This window comes from Ralstonia flaminis (assembly GCF_958415495.1).
GTDB classification, from domain to species: domain Bacteria; phylum Pseudomonadota; class Gammaproteobacteria; order Burkholderiales; family Burkholderiaceae; genus Ralstonia; species Ralstonia flaminis.
The window spans coordinates 148,332-166,199 of record NZ_CATZLL010000012.1 but is presented as its reverse complement, the minus strand read 5'-3'; the positions used below and the strand labels follow the sequence as shown (position 1 = coordinate 166,199).

Annotated in this window: 16 protein-coding genes and 2 tRNA genes; 7 read left to right on the top strand and 11 right to left on the bottom strand. The window is 64.2% G+C overall.

Translation table 11 applies throughout. The annotated features are described in order from the left end of the window. Positions 1-11: 11 nt before the first annotated feature. From R2N11_RS18625 to R2N11_RS18595, 7 genes are all read right to left on the bottom strand, one after another. Positions 12-833 (bottom strand): alpha/beta fold hydrolase, encoded by an 822-nt coding sequence (locus tag R2N11_RS18625; protein ID WP_199031787.1) that lies wholly within the window; start codon positions 831-833, stop codon positions 12-14. A gap of 28 nt (positions 834-861) precedes the next feature. Beyond that, positions 862-1,761, bottom strand: coding sequence for a proteasome-type protease (locus R2N11_RS18620; protein WP_199031788.1), 900 nt, complete (start codon positions 1,759-1,761; stop codon positions 862-864). 92 nt (positions 1,762-1,853) lie between these two features. Then, entirely contained in the window at positions 1,854-2,690 is an 837-nt protein-coding gene (locus tag R2N11_RS18615; protein ID WP_199031789.1) for a transglutaminase family protein, read from the bottom strand. Between the two features lie 57 nt (positions 2,691-2,747). Continuing rightward, positions 2,748-3,698 (bottom strand): alpha-E domain-containing protein, encoded by a 951-nt coding sequence (locus R2N11_RS18610; protein WP_199031790.1) that lies wholly within the window; start codon positions 3,696-3,698, stop codon positions 2,748-2,750. A 49-nt stretch (positions 3,699-3,747) separates the two neighbouring features. Continuing rightward, entirely contained in the window at positions 3,748-5,229 is a 1,482-nt protein-coding gene (locus R2N11_RS18605) for a circularly permuted type 2 ATP-grasp protein (RefSeq protein ID WP_199031791.1), read from the bottom strand. Positions 5,230-5,338: 109 nt separating this feature from the next. Beyond that, positions 5,339-7,861, bottom strand: coding sequence for a DNA internalization-related competence protein ComEC/Rec2 (locus R2N11_RS18600; RefSeq protein WP_316681939.1), 2,523 nt, complete (start codon positions 7,859-7,861; stop codon positions 5,339-5,341). A 9-nt stretch (positions 7,862-7,870) separates the two neighbouring features. Beyond that, a complete protein-coding gene (locus R2N11_RS18595) occupies positions 7,871-8,683 on the bottom strand; it encodes a TatD family hydrolase (protein WP_316681938.1) in 813 nt (270 codons plus the stop codon). Positions 8,684-8,782: 99 nt separating this feature from the next. Between R2N11_RS18595 and R2N11_RS18590 the strand changes: the two genes are divergently transcribed. Continuing rightward, positions 8,783-9,109 (top strand): DUF2845 domain-containing protein, encoded by a 327-nt coding sequence (locus R2N11_RS18590; RefSeq protein WP_316681937.1) that lies wholly within the window; start codon positions 8,783-8,785, stop codon positions 9,107-9,109. Positions 9,110-9,129: 20 nt separating this feature from the next. On the opposite strand, the gene lolD is transcribed toward R2N11_RS18590, so the two are convergent. Together lolD and R2N11_RS18580 are read right to left on the bottom strand one after the other, a co-directional pair. After that, positions 9,130-9,858 carry a lipoprotein-releasing ABC transporter ATP-binding protein LolD gene (gene lolD, locus R2N11_RS18585; RefSeq protein ID WP_316681936.1) on the bottom strand — a complete coding sequence of 243 codons (729 nt, stop codon included), beginning with the start codon at positions 9,856-9,858 and terminating at the stop codon, positions 9,130-9,132. Then, positions 9,851-11,101 carry a lipoprotein-releasing ABC transporter permease subunit gene (locus tag R2N11_RS18580; RefSeq protein WP_316681935.1) on the bottom strand — a complete coding sequence of 417 codons (1,251 nt, stop codon included), beginning with the start codon at positions 11,099-11,101 and terminating at the stop codon, positions 9,851-9,853. Before R2N11_RS18580 ends, lolD begins: the two co-directional genes overlap by 8 nt. A gap of 98 nt (positions 11,102-11,199) precedes the next feature. On the opposite strand from R2N11_RS18580, the gene R2N11_RS18575 reads away from it, so the two are divergent. The 5 genes from R2N11_RS18575 to R2N11_RS18555 all read left to right on the top strand — a co-directional run bounded on the left by R2N11_RS18575 (position 11,200) and on the right by R2N11_RS18555 (position 14,823). Further along, positions 11,200-12,279, top strand: coding sequence for a hypothetical protein (locus R2N11_RS18575; RefSeq protein WP_316681934.1), 1,080 nt, complete (start codon positions 11,200-11,202; stop codon positions 12,277-12,279). After that, positions 12,280-13,974 (top strand): single-stranded-DNA-specific exonuclease RecJ, encoded by a 1,695-nt coding sequence (gene recJ / locus R2N11_RS18570; protein ID WP_316681933.1) that lies wholly within the window; start codon positions 12,280-12,282, stop codon positions 13,972-13,974. Between the two features lie 170 nt (positions 13,975-14,144). Beyond that, entirely contained in the window at positions 14,145-14,471 is a 327-nt protein-coding gene (gene fdxA / locus R2N11_RS18565) for a ferredoxin FdxA (RefSeq protein WP_021194063.1), read from the top strand. 89 nt (positions 14,472-14,560) lie between these two features. Continuing rightward, positions 14,561-14,636: transfer RNA gene (locus tag R2N11_RS18560), tRNA-Asn, on the top strand. A 96-nt stretch (positions 14,637-14,732) separates the two neighbouring features. Next, a tRNA-Leu gene (locus tag R2N11_RS18555) sits at positions 14,733-14,823 on the top strand. A gap of 34 nt (positions 14,824-14,857) precedes the next feature. On the opposite strand, the gene R2N11_RS18550 is transcribed toward R2N11_RS18555, so the two are convergent. Together R2N11_RS18550 and R2N11_RS18545 are read right to left on the bottom strand one after the other, a co-directional pair. Continuing rightward, a complete protein-coding gene (locus R2N11_RS18550; protein WP_316681965.1) occupies positions 14,858-15,592 on the bottom strand; it encodes a DUF899 domain-containing protein in 735 nt (244 codons plus the stop codon). A gap of 155 nt (positions 15,593-15,747) precedes the next feature. Then, the gene (locus R2N11_RS18545) at positions 15,748-16,854 is read right to left on the bottom strand and encodes a YeiH family protein (RefSeq protein WP_316681932.1); all 1,107 of its coding nucleotides are present in this window, start codon (positions 16,852-16,854) and stop codon (positions 15,748-15,750) included. 92 nt (positions 16,855-16,946) lie between these two features. Here R2N11_RS18545 and R2N11_RS18540 point away from each other — a divergent pair, with 92 nt between their 5' ends. Continuing rightward, positions 16,947-17,858 carry a LysR family transcriptional regulator gene (locus tag R2N11_RS18540; protein ID WP_316681931.1) on the top strand — a complete coding sequence of 304 codons (912 nt, stop codon included), beginning with the start codon at positions 16,947-16,949 and terminating at the stop codon, positions 17,856-17,858. Positions 17,859-17,868 lie beyond the last annotated feature (10 nt).

Sequence of the window (17,868 nt, the reverse complement as noted above, 5' to 3'; positions counted from 1 at the left end):
CGAAGCCTCGCTTATGCCGCGTGCCGCATGGCGCCTGCGTTGGCGCGCATTTCATTGATCAACTGGCGGATCAACTCGGCCGTTTCCAACGGCTTTTCCATCGGATACAGGTGACTGCCTTCGATCCAGCGCAGCTTGCTTCCGACGATGCGCCGGGTTGCACCCAGGCCCACCTGGCGGATTTCCCGCGAACGCGTGCCGGCCACGAAGCTCACCGGAAACGGCGTGCCGCCAGCGACCTTGCGGCCCATGTTGGTCGGCAAAGTACGGTAGATCTGATACTCGATCTCGCGCGAGAAACGTAGCGTGCGCTCGCGCTCGCGGCCAGTCGGCTCGGTGCCGTGCTCGACGTAATCACGCAGCACATCTTCATCCCAGCGATCGAATTTGCGCTTGGCCTTAAAGTGGCTCCAGACGGAATCCAGATCCGGCCAAACGTTGCGGCGATTCTTGGTGGCGGCAGCCGGCGACTGGCTCTCGTCAATGTCCAGCCACTGCGCAACGCGCAGCAGCTTGGCGCGCCAGCCCGCGATGATGGGCGAATCGAGCATCAGCACGCCGCGCACGTGCTCAGGCCGACGCAGCGCCGCCATCAAGCTCAAGAAACCGCCCAGCGAATGACCGACCAGCCAGACAGGCTCAGGTTGCGCATCGATCTCTGCAAGCAACTCCTTGACCAGCCCCGGCCACGACCGCGTCACCGGAAAGCGCGGGTCATGCCCGAATCGCTCAACAGCGTGGATATCGTAGTCGTCACCCAGCACGCCGAGCATCTTGCGATACGTGCCGACTGGAAAACCGTTTGCATGTGAAAAAAGGATCACGTCGCGCATCGAACCCGCTCCCGCCCCGCGCTCAGTGTCATTCCTTCGAAGCGCTACCAGCCACGCGCTGGAGCGTCGACACCTGCTCGAACACCGGGCCGGGCGCACGTTGCGGTGTGGCCGGAGCATCCGCGGCGGGCGGCGCGATGCGCACGGGCCCCACCTCGGTCGACGGATGCCCTTCACGGCGCAGCGGATACGACGGGCTGGTGTCCGTCTCCCAATCCGGGTCATCGATCTCGGCAAACACTTGACGCAGGCGCTTACCCCAGGTGCCGCGGATCATCGCGAAATACGGATTCTCTTCGTCAATTGCCACGAAACGCGTCACGCGCAGCGAATCGGTTTCATAGACCAGCAGATCGAGCGGCAGCCCCACCGAAATATTCGACTTCAGCGTCGAATCCATCGAGATCAGCGCGCATTTTGCGGCCTCGTCCAGCGGCAGCCCCGGGGAGACCACTCGGTCGATGATTGGCTTGCCATACTTGGCCTCGCCGATCTGGAAATAGCAGTTCTCGGGGGTGGCCTCGATGAAGTTACCGGCGGCATAGACGTTAAACAAGCGCGGACGTTCTGTGCCGATCTGCCCGCCAAGGATGATGCTGACGTTGAAATCAATCTTGGCCTTGGCCAGCGCCGCTGCATCCCGGTCGTACACCTCGCGCACGGCTTCACCAACAATGGTGGCCGCCTCAAACATATCGCGGGCGGTCCACAGTGAGCGCGGCTTGTCGCGCGCCTCCGTCAACACTTGGCGCACGGTCTGGCTGATGGCGAGGTTGCCGGCGGTCAGCAGCACCATGACACGATCGCCTTCGCGCTCGAAGACGGTCATCTTGCGGAACGTGGAAATGGCATCGACGCCCGCGTTGGTGCGGGAATCCGACAGGAAGACCAAGCCAGCGTCCAGGCGCATGGCAACGCAATAAGTCATGGGAGCAGCGACAAACGAAATCTATGAGTTAAGAGCATTCTAGCGTGTCGATCGCAACGCATTGACACGCTTGGAAGCGGCGTTCAGTGCACTCAGGCGGCCTCGGCGGGCAACGGTTCGATCGAGATGCTGACGTTCAGGGTCTCGGCGCCGCCCCCCTGGCGGATGCCGCGGATCGGTGCGGCAGATTGGTAGTCGCGACCGACTGCCAGGCGAATGTGACGCTCGTCGGTGAAGCACTGGTGCGTCACGTCGATGCTGCACCAGGTATGCGTTTCAGCATCGAGACAAACATCGGCCCAGGCATGGCTGGCGAGATCTTCCTCGCCAACGGCATGGAAGTAGCCGCTGACATAGCGGGCCGGCACACCGAGCGCGCGGCAGCACGCCACCATCACCTGCGCTTGGTCCTGGCAGACGCCAGCACCCAGGTTGAATGCCTCGGCGGCCGTCGTGCCCACATCGGTGGTATTGGGCTTGTAGCGCACACGCTGCGCAATGGCTCCGGCAAGGCTCAGTGCCGAATCCGCATCACCATGCACCAGCGCATGCTTGCGTGCGAAGTCGACCATCTCAGGCGGCGCAGAAGTCAGCGGCGTGGTGCTCAGGAAGTACAGCGGCGACACACGGTAGCGCCCTTCCCCTGGGGCATCGGTAAAGCTGCGGCTACCCGGTACGGCGCACGGGAAGGCCTCGACAATGCCGCGGGCGTCGATGGTGACGTCGTCCGTGCGGTTGCGCAGGGTGAAGTGGTGCACCACGTTGCCGAAGCCGTCGGTGGCGCGGGTCAGGTTGCCGGGGGCATGGATCTGCCAGCTGTCCACCTGTTGCAGCGGCCCGCTGCGCGGGGTCAATCGCAGCTCATGCACGCTGTGGCGCAGCGGCTCGGCATAACGGTAGACCGTCGTATGTCGAATTTGGTATTTCACGATGGCGCGGACGCCGCCCGTAGGCAACGCCCTGGTAGATACAAAATGCCCCGCGCGTCACACTGCATCGAGCGGCACCAGGAAGTCCTGGCTGATGCCGTTGCCCAGATCGCCAATGCGCTCCAGGAAATTGGTCAGCCACGGGTGCAGGCCAACCGCAAAAATGTCTTCGATGCGGGCATACCGCAGGTCGGCGTGCAGTTTACCAGCGCGTCGCTCCGTCTCCGCGGACTGGCTGTTACGCACGGTGGAGAGAATCGCCACGACTTCGTCCATGCTGGCCAGCAGCGAGCGCGGCATGTCGCTGCGCAGGATCAGCAACTCGGCCACGCGCGTCGGCGTAATCACGTTGCGATAAATCTTGCGGTAGACCTCGAAACCCGACACCGAACGCAGCGTGGCAGCCCAGTGATAGAAGTCGCCCTGCTCGGCCGCCGTTTCATCGCGCGTGGGCGTGGACTGGAATTTCACGTCGAGCAATCGCGCGGTGTTGTCGGCGCGCTCCAGGAAGGTGCCCAGACGCATGAAATGGAAGGCGTCGTCCGTGAGCATGGTGCCGACCTGCACGCCGCGCGACAGGTGCGAGCGGAATTTAACCCACTCGAAGAACTGCGACGGATCATCGCGCAACATGCCCTCGGCCATCAGGCGCTGCACGTCCAGCCAGGTGGTGTTGATGGTCTCCCACACTTCGGTCGTGATGGAGCCGCGTACGGCCCGTGCGTTCTCGCGCGCGCCGCGCAGGCAGCTCATGATCGACGACGGATTGGTCATGTCGCGGACCATGAAGTCGATCACGTCATCGCGCGAGAGCAGGCCGTAGCGCTCATCAAATACCTGCGTGAGTTCAGAGATGTCGAGCATCGCCCACCAGCCCTGCTCGGCCACTTCCGCCGATTGCGGCAGCAGCGAGGTCTGGTAATTGACGTCGAGCATGCGGGCGGTGTTCTCGGCCCGTTCGGTGTAGCGCGCCATCCAGAAGAGGTGGTCTGCGGTGCGGCTGAGCATGGCGTTCCCTGTCCGTATTCGGTTATGTCGGTTGCGAGATATCGACGCGTTAGCGCTCCAGCACCCACGTGTCCTTCGTCCCGCCGCCCTGCGACGAGTTGACCACCAGCGAGCCCGCCCGCAACGCCACGCGCGTCAGGCCGCCCGGCACCATGCGCACGTCCTTGCCAGACAGCACAAAGGGCCGCAGATCAATATGGCGCGGCGCGATGCCAGCTTCCACATAGGTCGGGCAGGTCGACAGCGCGAGCGTCGGCTGGGCGATGTACTGATCGGGGCGCGCCTTCACCACCTCGCGGAACGCCGCGATCTCGTCCTTAGTAGCCGCGGGGCCGACCAGCATGCCGTAGCCGCCCGCACCGTGCGTCTCCTTGACCACCAGTTCGCCCATGTGGTCGAGCACGTACTGCAGGTCGTCCGGTCGGCGGCACATGTAGGTCGGCACGTTATTCAGGATCGGCTCTTCGCCGAGGTAGAAGCGGATCATGTCGGGCACATACGGGTAGATCGACTTGTCATCCGCCACACCGGTACCGATGGCATTGCAGATGGTGACGTTGCCCGCGCGGTAGACCGACAGCAGCCCCGCCGCACCCAGCGAAGAATCCGGGCGGAATACCAGTGGATCGAGGAAATCGTCATCGACGCGGCGGTAGATCACGTCAATGCGCTGCGGGCCCTGCGTAGTGCGCATATAGAGGTGGTCGTCCTGCACGAACAGGTCGTGCCCTTCCACCAACTCCACGCCCATCTGCTGGGCCAGGAATGCGTGCTCAAAGTAGGCCGAGTTGTACATGCCCGGCGTAAGCACCACCACGGTCGGATCGGCAATGTTCTGCGGCGACACACTGCGCAGCATGTCCAGCAGCAAGTCTGGATAATGCGCGACCGGCGCCACACGATTGCGTGCGAACAGTTCGGGAAACAACCGCATCATCATCTTGCGGTTTTCCAGCATGTAAGACACACCCGACGGCACGCGCAGGTTGTCTTCCAGCACGTAGAACTCGCCCTCACCGGCACGCACGATGTCGATGCCGGCCACGTGCGCGTAGATGTCGCGCGGCACGTTCACACCGAGCATGTCGGGGCGGTATTGAGCATTGTTGTAGATCTGGTCGGGCGGAATGACACCGGCGCGCAGGATGTTCTGCTCGTGATAGATGTCGTGCAGGAAGCGGTTAAGCGCGTCGACCCGCTGGCGCAGGCCGCGCTCGAGCGTGGCCCACTCACTGGCCGGGAAAATGCGCGGAATGATGTCGAACGGAATCGTGCGCTCGGTACCGCTATTCGATTCGTCCTTGTCACCGTACACCGCAAAGGTGATACCCACGCGTCGGAAGATGAGATCGGCCTCGGCGCGCTTGTTCTGCAGCGTGGTGGCGGACTGCGCGCCCAGCCATTCGGCGAAGCGTCCATAGTGACTGCGCACCTCGCCCTGCTGGACGAGCGCTGCTGGGGCCGGTTCGGCAGCATGCGAGCTGCGCTCGCCATGCCAGTTGAGCATTTCATCGTAGAACCGGACTGCCATGCTTTTCTCCCCTGACGGACTGTCATGCACGCGACGGCACGACGTGTGGTTTTTATAGCACGCCGGTTTCGGGCACCACAATGGGGCCAACCCGCGATGCAACCAAGTTTTACGGCAGCGCATCAATCCCGTCTGCGGCTGTCGCCAGGGCTTCCACTTCCAGCGCGGAGGACCAGTAACGCGGCCGCATCGACCGCGCCGTCTGCACTTCCAGCGCATCGCCGTTCGTCGCGATGACGACGGCACCCGTCTCGTCGGTCCGCAGTCGCTCAATGTCGCGCGCCACATAGCGTTGCCACACTTGGCGGTGCGGATGCCCGTACCGGTTGCGGTAGCCGACCTGGAAAACTGCCACCTGCGGTGACACTGCGTCCAAGAACGCACCGCTGGAGCTTGTCTTGCTGCCGTGATGGGGTACTAGCAAGATGTCTGCCATCAGCCGCTCCGGCGCCTCCCTGGCGACGAGCGCCGCCTCCTGCGCGGCTTCGATATCGCCGGTCAACAGCGCGGCATGCCGGCCGTTGCCGACGCGCAGCACGCAACTGCGGGCGTTGCTCGACACGCGCGCACCGTCGGCGGGCTGCTGCATCGGGTGAAGCATCTCGAACGTCACACCATCCCAAGTCCATGCTTGCCCAGCCAAGCAACCGGTCAAACCAACATCGTGTGCAGCGGCCACCTTGTATAGCGCATGCCCGCTTGGCAGAGACGCCAACATGGTGCGTACCGGCATCGCGTCGATCACCGTTTCGGTGCCGCCAGCGTGGTCGCTGTCTTCGTGACTGACGACCAGCGCGTCCAGGGCTTCGATTCCGTGCCCTCGCAGATAGGGTGTGATGACGCGGGCAGCCGCATCGGCGTGGTCGCCGTAGCGTGGGCCTGTATCGAACAGGAGGCGGTGGTTAGCCGTTTCGACCAGCGTGGCGGCACCCTGGCCGATGTCGAACGCAACGACGCGAAACTCGCCCGGCAACGGCACCGGGACACGTGCCAGCAGCATCGGCACGAGCAGCAATGCGCCCTGCACGCGCCATGCCCAAGCGCGATGCGCCCCCGGCACCAGCAGCAGCGCCACCCCACCAATCGCCAGCAGCAACGCCCATGTGGGAGCGGCAGGCGCCACCCAGATCGACCAGCTCGGCCGGGCCAGCCAGTCCAACCAGACGACCAACCAGCCGAAGCTCATCTCCGACAGGGACAGCACCGGTTGTGCGAACGGCGTTGGCAGCGCCGCGCCAATCAACGCCAGCGGTGTGGTCACAAAGCTGACGACTGGAATTGCCAGCCCGTTGGCCGCAATCGAAACAACCGATGTCTGCTGGAACAGCAGCAACGTCAACGGCAGCAGCCCAAACGTGACGGCAAATTGAATGCGCGTCGAGCTGGCAAACCCGCGTTGGTAACGCCACCACCACCTTTCCGACTCACGATTGCGCGGCCCGTTGAGCGCCATCTGCGCCGCCAGAAAAATGATCGCCACCGCGCCAAACGACAGCCAGAACCCCGCTGACATGACGGACCAAGGATCGACCACTGCCACCACGGCCGCCGCCCAGCACAGCGACAGGCTCGCCGGCACATTGCGATCGGTCAGCCGCGCAATCGCAACAGTCGACAGCATCAGCAGCGTGCGCTGCGCCGGCACGCCCATCCCGGCAAGCAGGCAGTAGGCGAAAGCGCCAAGCATGGCGGCAATCGCGCCCGCTCGCGGCGTCGGCATCCGCAGTGGCAACGGCGTGCGCAACCAGCGCGCCAGCCCGAACGAGCGGCGCCATAGCGCCATCGACAACGCAGCAAACAATCCGGCAATCATCGTAATGTGCAGGCCGGAAATGCTGACAAGGTGGCTGATGCCGGTGCGGCGGAACAGCGCCCAATCTTCACGGGCGATGCCGCTCTGATCGCCCACCACGAGTGCGACAACAACGGGGGCATAGCGCGCGTTGGGCAACACAGCGAGGATGTGGCGCCGCACGGCAGTACGCCAACGCTCTACGTTGACCGCCAAGCCGGCGTCGGCCTCGCCCAGTGCGATGTTTTGCACACGCTTGCCGGTGCGCACGTAGCCGGTGGCGCGAATGTCGTCGGCGAGCATCGCGTACTCGCCATCGAAACCGCCAGGGTTGATCAGGCTATGCGGACGTTTGACGCGCAACGTCAGTTGCCAGCGTTGGCCGGGCTGCAGGTCGGGGATGCCAGCACGGCGATCCGGGCCAGCGCCCTCCTCGTCCTGCCCGCCCCAATTGCGTGTGCCGTACCAAGACAGGCGTACGCGCGAGGGCGCAGCGTCGCCGGCATCGCTGGATTCGATCTGGAAAAGAAAGCGCGTGGCATCTTCGGTGACCTGCGGAAGTTCAGCCACGACGCCTGTCGCAATGATGTCCTGACCTTCCCACGCTGGACTGAGCACGACAGACAATCGCTGTTGCGCACGCCAGTCGCTCCAGCCAAAGCCAGCAACGAAAGCACTGGTGACCAGCAAGACGGAAAGCAGGATCGGCGTGCGACGCGCCACAAGGGCGAGCAGCAGACACAGCACCAGCACTACAACCGTTTGCCACGCAGGCATGAGCGCGGCCTGCATCTGCAGCGCCATGCACCCGACAACGAACCCAACCAAGCCCAACCGCATGGGTGGACTTCAGGATGCCAACAGCGCAGCCAGACGAGGAATGGCTTCGATACTGTTCCGGCGCGCCTGAGCGGCCAACGCTTCGATGGAGATGCCGCGCAGTTCCGCCATGGCGGCGGCAATGCCTGCGACCTCGGCCGGCGCATTGCGCGTACCGACCTGCTCGCTGAACTGATCGTCGGCCAGCCATGCCGGGGCGAGGTCTGGGGCGTCGGTTTCCAGCACGATCGATTCGATCGGCATGTCGGCAGCGAGCCTGCGGACACGGTTGGCGCGCGAGAAGGTGAACACACCGCCGAAGCCAAGCTTGAAGCCCGAATCCACGTAGCTACGCGCCTGATCGGGGCTACCGTTGAATGCATGCGCGATGCCGCGCACGCCTGCCTTGGCGGCTGCGCTGCGCACTTGGTCCTGCGACTTGCGCACGTGCATCAGCACCGGCAGATCAAACTCGCGCGCGATGCGCAGCTGCTCCTGGTAGACGGCGTTCTGCCGCTCGACATTCGGATCGGGGATGAAGAAATCGAGCCCGATCTCGCCAATCGCAACAAAACGCGGATCGTCCATCGACGCTGCGACTTGGCGTCGCAGTTCGGCCAGATCCTCATCGCTGGCCTGGGCGGCGCACATCGGGTGAATGCCGAGCGCATAGCTGCAGCCCATGTGCCGATGCGCCAGTGTGCGCACCGTGTCGAAATTCCAGCGGGCCACGGCTGGCACGACGATGTGGTTCACGCCCGCCGCGTGCGCCTGTGCGACGACCGTGTCACGGTCTGCGTCGAATTCGCGGGCGTCGAGATGGCAATGGGTGTCAATCCACATGATCGGCTCAGGGCTATCGAAAAGCGGCAACGTACCGGAAAGACAGGCGTTCTAGAATCCGCTTTTTCTGATACTGGGTGCCTCCGCCCGCACAATGCAATGAAAACAGCCTACCTGACTTGCGCCGTACTCACCGCACTCCTGACCGCCCTGCCCGCCAGCGCTGAAACGATGCGCTGCGGCAGCGGCTACATCGTCCGCATCGGCGACAACAAGTCAGACGTCCTGCAGAACTGCGGCGAGCCCGTGATGCGCGACACCTTCTGTGCCACCACAGGCACCGGCAGCACGCAGCCCGCCATCAACGGTGCCTGCAGCAATGTCGACGAGTGGACCTACAACCCCGGCACCGGCCAGTTCATGACGACGCTGCGCTTTGTCGAGGGCCGGCTGCAGTCCATCCGTTACGGCAGCCGGGCCCGCTAACACGCGGCGTCGCGCGGGCATCAACGCTCTATATGCAGGTGGCCGTCGCGCAGGCGCAGGATGCGATCGCAACGGCCGGCCAGCTCGATATCGTGCGTGACGATGACGAAGCTGGTGCCCAGCGTGCGCGTGAGTTCCAGCATCAGGTTGAAAACTTCACCGGCGGTGTGGTCGTCGAGGTTGCCGGTGGGCTCATCGGCGAGCACGCAAGCGGGTGAGCCGACCAGCGCGCGCGCAATGGCCACACGCTGACGCTCGCCGCCGGACAGCTCGCCCGGACGGTGCGCCGTGCGCGGGCCCAGCCCCACGCGTTCGAGCGTCATCTGGGCGGTGTGGCGTGCCTGTGCCTCGTTCACGCCGCGAATGCGCAGCGGCATCGCCACATTGTCCAGCGCGGTGAACTCCGGCAGCAGGTGGTGGAACTGGTAGACAAAGCCCAGCGCTTGGTTGCGCAGCGTGTTGCGCTCACGCTCCTTCATGTCGGTAAAGGGCTTGCCGAGCAACGAGACGCGACCTGAACTCGGCTCGTCCAGCCCGCCCAGCACATGCAGCAGCGTGCTCTTGCCCGAGCCCGATGCACCGACGATCGCCACCTTCTCGCCCACACCGATGCGGATGTCGACGCCCTTGAGCACGTCGACATTCAAACCACCCTGCTTGAACGACTTGGACAGCCCCTCGGCCTGCAGCACCGCACCCACGCGGGCATCGGCCGGCGCATCCATGGAAGTCATGACAGCCTCACTCATAGCGCAGTGCCTCCGCCGGGTTCACGCGTGAGGCGTGCCAGCTCGGATACAGCGTCGCCACCGAGGCGAGGATGAAGGAAATGATGCCGATGGTCGCAATGTCGTTCACGCGGGGGTCCGAGGGCAATTCGCTAATGAAGTAGATGTCCTTTGGCAGGAACTGCACGCCAAAGAGGTGTTCGATAAAGGGCACGATCACGTCGATGTTGTAGGCGATGAGCGTGCCCAGCCCCACGCCCAGCAGCGTGCCCATGAAGCCGATCGCCACGCCCTGCACGATGAAGATCTTCATGATGGAGCCCGGCTGTGCGCCCATCGTGCGCAGGATGGCGATGTCGGCCTGCTTGTCCGTCACCGTCATCACCAGTGTGGAAACCAGATTGAACGCCGCCACGGCAATGATGAGCGTGAGGATGATGAACATCATCTTCTTTTCGGTCTTCACCGCCGCAAACCAGTTGCGGTTCTGGCGCGACCAATCGCGGATGTAGAGCTCGCCGGTGAGCGTGCGCGAGAGCGCCTCGGCCACCTGGGGCGCGCGATCCATGTCGGTCAGCTTCAGGCGCACGCCGGTCGGGCCGTCCAGGCGGAACAGGCGCTCGGCGTCTTCCATGTTGATGAGCGCGAGCGAGCTGTCGAACTCGTAGTGCCCCGATTCAAACGTGCCGATCACGGTGAACTGCTTCAGGCGCGGCAGCACACCCGCCGGGGTGATGGTGCCCTGCGGCGCCACCAGGGTGACCTTGTCCCCCGGGCGCACGCCAAGGCCCTGGGCCAGTTGACTGCCCAGCGCGATACCGAATTCGCCGGGTTTCAGGTCGTCGATCGCGCCGGACTTGAAGTCCTTGGCGATGTCCGACACCTTCGGCTCATCCGCCGGCGACACACCGCGCAGCAGCACGCCGCGCACGGCGTCATCGCGCGTGATCATGGCCTGCGCGCCCACGTACGGCGCCGCACCGATGACTTCCTTGTTCTGCATCGCCTCGTTGGCGGTGCGCTGCCAGTCAGGCAGGCTGCCCGGCGCCATGACCTCGATGTGCGCGAGCACGGACAGCATGCGGTCACGCACTTCCTTCTGGAAGCCGTTCATGACCGACAGCACGATGATCAGCGCCGCCACGCCCAGCGCAATGCCAAGCATGGAGATGAGCGAGATGAAGGAAATGAAGCTGTTGCGGCTGGCACGCTTGCCCGCGCGCGTATAGCGCCAGCCGATCTGCCATTCGAATGGAAATTTCAAAGGGGCATCCCCGTGTGGTGTAACCGTGTGATGTGACGATGCTGTGTGACTTCGCCGGCGCACGCGCCGGGCTGCCGGAAGTTTACAATCTCGGAGCCATGATCCCTGAACTCTTTCTGATTGTCCCGTTTTGCGCCCCCGCCGCCGAGGTGGCGGACGACGCTTACCGTCAATTGACCTTGCCGGGCCTGGAAAGGTTGCTTGCCCGCGCGCGGGAGACGGAACGCGAGCGCCACGACGACGCCTATCTGCCCACGCTGCCGCACGAACGCTGGCTGGCAGCGCGCGCCGGGCTGCCGGTCGCGCCGTTACCGTCCGCCCCGTATATGCGCCTGGCCGACGGCAGCACCGCCGACACGCGTACCTGGGCCTGCCTGCAACCGGTGCATATTCACGCCGCGCGCGACCATTTGGTGATGCTCGACCCGGCGCAACTCCGGCTGGAAGCGGCCGATGCCGACGCGCTGCGCGCCGCCATCGCCCCGCTGCTGGCCGACATGAACTTGCACCTGGACGCCCCGCACGCTGCCCGCTGGTATATCCCGGATGCGCCGTTTGGCGACCTGATTGCCGCGGCCCCGCAACGCGCCACCGGCCACAATATCGACATCTGGATGCACAAAGGCGAGCAGGAACGCGCCTGGCGCAAGTTCCAGAACGAAATCCAGATGACGTGGTACGACCACCCCGTCAACCAGGCCCGCGAAGCGCGCGGCCTGCTGCCGGTCAACTCGGTCTGGCTGTTCGGTCAGGGCACGCTGGTTGATACGCGCCCGATTGCCGAGCGCATGATCGGCGCCGATCCGTTCTTCGCGGGCCTGTGCCACGCCGCCAATGCCACCGAGCTGTGCGCCGAAACGCTGGCCGCCCTGCCGGCTGACGGCACCAGCGCTGCCGTACTCCTCAACGACGCCGGCAAGCCCTACCTTTGCGCCGACTGGTACGACTGGATCGAAACCCTACGCGCCTACGACCGCGACTGGTTCACCCCTGCTGCCGACGCGCTTGCCGACGGCCGTATCGATGCCATCTCCCTCATCCTGACCGGCGATTCGCACTACGCCCACTACCGCGTCACCCGCCGCGAACTGGCCAATGGGCCGTTCGGCTGGCTGCGGCGCTTACGGCCCGCACGCACCTTGCGCGATGCGCTGTCCCCGCTTTCCATGGCTGCCTGAATGACCCGTATCGCTGTCCGTTCGCACTCCGCCGAGGCCGCCAACACGCTGGCCGGCCACGGTATCCATCCCGTATTGGCACGGATCCTGGCCGCACGCGGCGTCGCCCGTCCCGATGAGCTATCGACCGAGCTGACCGACCTGCTGCCACCGGCGCAACTCAAAGGCATCGACGATGCGGCGCGCTATCTTGCCGACGCCATCGCCGCCAACAAGCACCTGCTGATCATTGCCGACTACGACTGCGACGGCGCCACCGCCTGCGCCGTCGGCGTGCGCGGCTTGCGCATGCTCGGCGCGCAGGTGAGCTACATCGTCCCGAACCGCTTTGAATACGGCTACGGCCTGTCACCCGAGATCGTGGCGCTGGCCGCGCGCGAGAAGCCGGACGTGCTGGTCACGGTCGACAACGGCATTGCCGATGTGGCGGGCGTGGCAGCGGCCAATGCACTGGGCATCGACGTGGTCGTGACGGATCACCACATGCCGGGCGCGCAGTTGCCCGAGGCACGCGTCATCGTCAACCCGAACCAGCCGGGCTGCGGCTTTCCGAGCAAGAACCTGGCGGGCGTGGGCGTGATGTTCTACGTGCTGCTGGCGCTGCGGGCGGAGTTGCGCAACCGGGGCGTGTTCACGCCGCAAGAGCAACCGCGCCTCGATGCGCTGCTCGATCTCGTGGCACTGGGCACCGTGGCCGACGTGGTCAAGCTCGACGCCAATAACCGCCTGCTGGTCGCGCAGGGCCTCAAGCGGATGCGCGCCGGGCGGATGTGCCCGGGCATCGCCGCGCTTTTCCGCGTGGCTGGGCGTGAAGCGCGACGCGCGTCGACGTTCGACCTCGGCTTCGGCCTGGGCCCGCGCCTGAACGCCGCCGGGCGGCTGGCCGACATGTCGCTCGGTATCGAATGCCTGCTCACGGATGACTACGACCGCGCCATGGCCATCGCCGCAGAACTCGACGGCATGAACCGCGAGCGCCGCGAAATCGAAGCCGGCATGCAGCAGGAAGCGCTGGCGATACTCGACAGCATGAGCACCCTGGACGGCGCGAGCCGCCACACCATCGCCGTGTATAACGAGACATGGCACCAGGGCGTGATCGGCATCGTCGCCTCGCGCATCAAAGACAAATTCCACCGCCCCGTCTTCACCTTTGCGCCGGGCGACGATGGGGTCATCAAGGGCTCGGGCCGTTCGATTCCCGGCTTCCACTTGCGCGACGCGCTCGATGCCGTGCACAAGCGCAGCCCCGGGCTGATCGTCAAATTTGGTGGCCACGCCATGGCGGCCGGCCTCACGCTGCGCGAAGACGGCTTCGACGAATTTGTCGCCACCTTCGAAGCCGTTGGCCGCGAATGGCTGACCGAGGCCCTGCTGTCGCGCGTACTGGAAACCGACGGCGAGGCCGACCCCGAGTGCTTCTCCCCCCAGTTCGTCGAGCTGCTCGAAACCCAGGTCTGGGGCCAAGGCTTTCCGGCCCCGAGCTTCTGCGGCGAGTTTGACGTGCTGTCACAGGCGGTGCTCAAGGACAAGCACCTCAAGCTCAAGCTCGGCCGCGGTAAACAGCATTTCGATGCGATCTGGTTCAACCACGCCGAGCCGCTTGGCGCTTCAGCCTATGTGGCCTACCGGCTCGACAACAACACCTTCAACGGCATCACGCGGGTGCAGATGGTGATCGAACACGCGCAATAGCCGCCTGCCCAAACCTTGCGCCAGCGCATAAACACATGCCAAAACTGTCTGACGGTGCGCAGATGGCGCAGCCGTCGGACACGGCGACTGCGTTACAATGCAAGATTGTCGGCTTGGCGCCTGCCATGACCGCGCACCCCACGAATTCCTAGCATTAACTTCCAAGCGAAATGACTCACGTCGTTACCGAAAGCTGTGTCCGCTGCAAGTACACCGACTGCGTGGACGTCTGCCCCGTCGATTGCTTCCGCGAAGGCCCGAACTTCCTGACCATCGATCCGGATGAGTGCATCGACTGCGCCGTGTGCGTGGCCGAGTGCCCGGTCAACGCCATCTACGCTGAAGAGGACGTGCCTGCCGATCAGCAGAAGTGGATCGCCATCAATGCCGAACTCTCGACCATCGGCTGGCCGTCCATCACCAAGACCAAGCAACCCCTGCCCGACGCCGACGACTGGAAAGACGTGAAGGACAAGGAGCAGTACCTCGAACGCTGATCTCCACTTTTTTACCGGCAGCCCCAAAAAAGGTGTTGACGGAGAGATCAGAAACTAGTTAGAATTCATTTCTTCGCTGCTACAGCGATTCCCCGATAGCTCAGTCGGTAGAGCGCCGGACTGTTAATCCGTAGGTCCCTGGTTCGAGCCCAGGTCGGGGAGCCAAAATAACAAAACGCCTCGCTTCGTGCGGGGCGTTTTCATTTGTGGCATCGGTGTTGTCGTCGCCGATATCGTGTACCGTCTTGGACCGATCGTCTTGCCCGAGTGGTGAAATTGGTAGACACCGCGGACTTAAAATCCGCTGCGCCCTCACCGGCGCGTGCCGGTTCGATCCCGGCCTCGGGCACCAATCCCCTTCTCTTCTTTTTCTTGCTCCCGCTGCCTCACGAAGCGTGGCACGCGTGCGCCTTCGGTGCGTCGTCGTATTCATCGTGACGGCGTACCCATGACATAGGGCCGGTCTCGTTGCGACCCAGCGGCGCACGATCGAGCAGCAGCAACGTGCCAACCATGTCTTCCAATCCACGCGCGTAAGTCGAGTACGTGTGAAACACGTTGCCGGCCTCGTCCTTGTAGAACGCGCTCATGCCAGGCAACTCGTCGTGGGCCTCGGCGCTTGGGGTGGCAGTGTAGTTGTAGTCGACTGCCCCGCTCGCCAACTCTTCGGGCGAGAAGCTCACGCGGTAGTCGTGGTTGAACGTGGTGCCGAACGAGGACACCCACAGAAAATGCCAGCCCATGCGTATCTTGTAGGCGGCGATCGCCTCCATCGGTGCGCGCGACACGGCGACCAGTGTCACATCGTGATGATTCAGATGCGGCAGCATGCCGCCTAGATGATCTGAGAGAAACGAGCATCCGGGGCAGCCCGCTTCCCAGCCCGGCCCGAGCATGAAGTGATAGACCACCAACTGACTGCGTCCGTCGAACAGCTCAGCCAGCGTTTTCTTGCCATCCGGCGTATCGAACACGTACTGCGCATCGACCCTCACCCACGGCAGTGCCTGGCGCTCAGCGTTGATGGCGTCGCGCAGGTGGATCGCCTCTTTCTCTCGCGTCAGCAATTCACGACGCTTGATGAGCCATTCGTCTCTTGAAACCACGGGATGCGGTTGCATGATGAAGCCCTCGTCTACAGCAGCCAGACAGAACTTCATACTAGGCCGCCTCTCGCGAATGAAAAGGCGCGGCGCGCAAGTCGCGATTCAGGTGCGACTTGCGCGCCATGGAAGCGCATCTGCAGCCTCTACGCGCCCGGCCTCAGGTGTCGAGATCAGCCCATCAGCCAGCGCACGCCAACGTTGATCAGTGCGCCACCCACCACCAACCCGACCCACAGCACGGCCGCACACAGCAGCGGGCGCACACCGGACTTCAGCAGCATCGGCACATGCGTCTGCGTGCCGATGGCGAACATCGCGCAGGCCAGCATCGCCGTGTCGATCGCGTCGATCGGGGCGTGCCATGCGGCCGGAATCGCACCTGCCGAGTTCAGCAGCGTCACGCCGAGCAGGCCGACCGCAAACCACGGCATCGCCTTCCATGCGTGACCTGCAGCCTTGCGCAGCGCACCCTCACGGGATTGCGTGGAGACGGCACCATCATCGGCAGCGGGCGTCGTGCAAGCCAGCACCACCAGCAGCGGCGCCAGTGCCAGCACACGCACCATCTTGCTGACGACCGCCGCATTGGTGGCGTCGTCACCCAGCGGCTTCGCAGCCGCAATCACTTGCGCAACCTCATGCATCGTCGAACCGATGTAGACGCCAAAGTGTTCCGGCGTCACTGCCATGCCCGCATGCGCCAACAGCGCGTAAAGCCACGGATACAGGAAGATGCCGACGGTGCCGAACAGCACCACGCTCGCAATCGCTACGGCCGTCTCACGCGGTTGCGCCTTGACTGCCGGCGCCACAGCCAGCACCGCCGCCGCACCACACACAGCGCTGCCCGCTGCCACGAGCACGGCCTGCGTGCGGGCAAGGCCGAACCAGCGCGTGCCGATCCAGATGCCGGCCAGCATGGTCAGCGCCAGCACCAGCAGCGGAATCGCCACGCCGGAAGCGCCCAGATCATGAATCTGCGCCAGCGTCAGCCGGGCCCCATAAAGAATCACCCCGGCACGCAACAGCGTGTGGCGCGCAAACTGAATCGCGCCGGGCGTCAGCCACCGCTGGTGCCCCGGCACATGCCCCATCACCATGCCGAGCAGGATGGCCAACGTCAGCGCGCTCAAACCCAGGTGGCTCGCCCAGCCCATTCCACCGAGCACCACCGCCACCCCAGCGCATCCGAACAACACCCCCACACTCAGCAGAGTGCGGCCATCAAACCCGGACACCACACCCTGGGGGGTCAACTGTTTCTGTGCAATTGTCATCACATCCGCCTTGCTTATTCGTTATACGCATAACGATATGCGGCGCGTGATAACATGTGAAACGGGTAATTTTTCTAAGAATGACCAGTTTTATGGATAACAAGGCTCCCCGTGTCACGCTGCGCCAATGGGCTGTCTTTGCCGCCATCGCGCAGTGCGAGACCACCACTGCTGCCGGCGAGCAACTCGGCCTATCGCAGTCGGCGGTGAGCGCGGCGCTGGCCGAACTGGAATCAGCGCTCGGGCACCCACTGTTCGACCGGCACGCACGACGCCTCCATCTGAATGCGCTGGGGCGGCAACTGCTGCCACAAGCCCAAGCCCTGCTCGACCACGCCGGCGCCCTGGAGCACGCCACCGTGCAGCCCAACGTGCGCCTGAAGCTGGCCGCCAGCAGCACGATCGGCAACTACGTGCTGCCTGCCCTGCTCGCGAGCTTCCAGCAGCAGATCGCCCCCGACAGCCAGCTCGACGTGCTGATCGGCAACACGCAGGACGTGGTCGATGCGGTGCAGCGCTTCGAGGTGGACATCGGCCTGATCGAAGGCACATGTCGTGGAGAAGCACTGGAAATCGAAACGTGGTTCGACGACGAGATGGTGATCGTCGCGGCGCCGCGGCATCCACTCGCGCAAGGGCCCGTTTCACACGCGGCACTGCGCGAAGCCAGCTGGCTGATGCGCGAACCGGGCTCTGGCACACGGGAGTTGATCGACAGCCGCATTGCCTCGGTCGTCGGGCCCCTGCATGTGGCACTCGAACTCGGGCACTCGGAGGCGATTCAACGTACGGTAGCGGCAGGCTACGGCATCAGTTGCCTCTCACGCCACGTGGTGGCCGATGCGCTGCGCGACGGCCGGCTGGTCGAGGTACAGAGCGACTTGCCTCGCATCGCTCGTCCATTGCTTATCGTGCGCCATCGCGACAAGCATCCGACGCACGGCCTGACGCAATTTATCGACGCGCTACACAGCCACGCGAGCCTGCGCTCGGACGATTCGTAAAAAAAATCGC

Coding starts and splice junctions, on each gene's coding strand:
- recJ (WP_316681933.1), top strand. CDS start 12,280: ATGACCCGTATCGCTGTCCGTTCGCACTCCGCCGAGGCCGCCAACACG.
- R2N11_RS18540 (WP_316681931.1), top strand. CDS start 16,947: ATGGATAACAAGGCTCCCCGTGTCACGCTGCGCCAATGGGCTGTCTTT.
- R2N11_RS18595 (WP_316681938.1), bottom strand. CDS start 8,683: ATGTGGATTGACACCCATTGCCATCTCGACGCCCGCGAATTCGACGCA.
- lolD (WP_316681936.1), bottom strand. CDS start 9,858: ATGAGTGAGGCTGTCATGACTTCCATGGATGCGCCGGCCGATGCCCGC.
- R2N11_RS18590 (WP_316681937.1), top strand. CDS start 8,783: ATGAAAACAGCCTACCTGACTTGCGCCGTACTCACCGCACTCCTGACC.
- R2N11_RS18625 (WP_199031787.1), bottom strand. CDS start 833: ATGCGCGACGTGATCCTTTTTTCACATGCAAACGGTTTTCCAGTCGGC.
- R2N11_RS18550 (WP_316681965.1), bottom strand. CDS start 15,592: ATGCAACCGCATCCCGTGGTTTCAAGAGACGAATGGCTCATCAAGCGT.
- R2N11_RS18605 (WP_199031791.1), bottom strand. CDS start 5,229: ATGGCAGTCCGGTTCTACGATGAAATGCTCAACTGGCATGGCGAGCGC.
- fdxA (WP_021194063.1), top strand. CDS start 14,145: ATGACTCACGTCGTTACCGAAAGCTGTGTCCGCTGCAAGTACACCGAC.
- R2N11_RS18600 (WP_316681939.1), bottom strand. CDS start 7,861: ATGCGGTTGGGCTTGGTTGGGTTCGTTGTCGGGTGCATGGCGCTGCAG.
- R2N11_RS18610 (WP_199031790.1), bottom strand. CDS start 3,698: ATGCTCAGCCGCACCGCAGACCACCTCTTCTGGATGGCGCGCTACACC.
- R2N11_RS18620 (WP_199031788.1), bottom strand. CDS start 1,761: ATGACTTATTGCGTTGCCATGCGCCTGGACGCTGGCTTGGTCTTCCTG.
- R2N11_RS18575 (WP_316681934.1), top strand. CDS start 11,200: ATGATCCCTGAACTCTTTCTGATTGTCCCGTTTTGCGCCCCCGCCGCC.
- R2N11_RS18545 (WP_316681932.1), bottom strand. CDS start 16,854: ATGACAATTGCACAGAAACAGTTGACCCCCCAGGGTGTGGTGTCCGGG.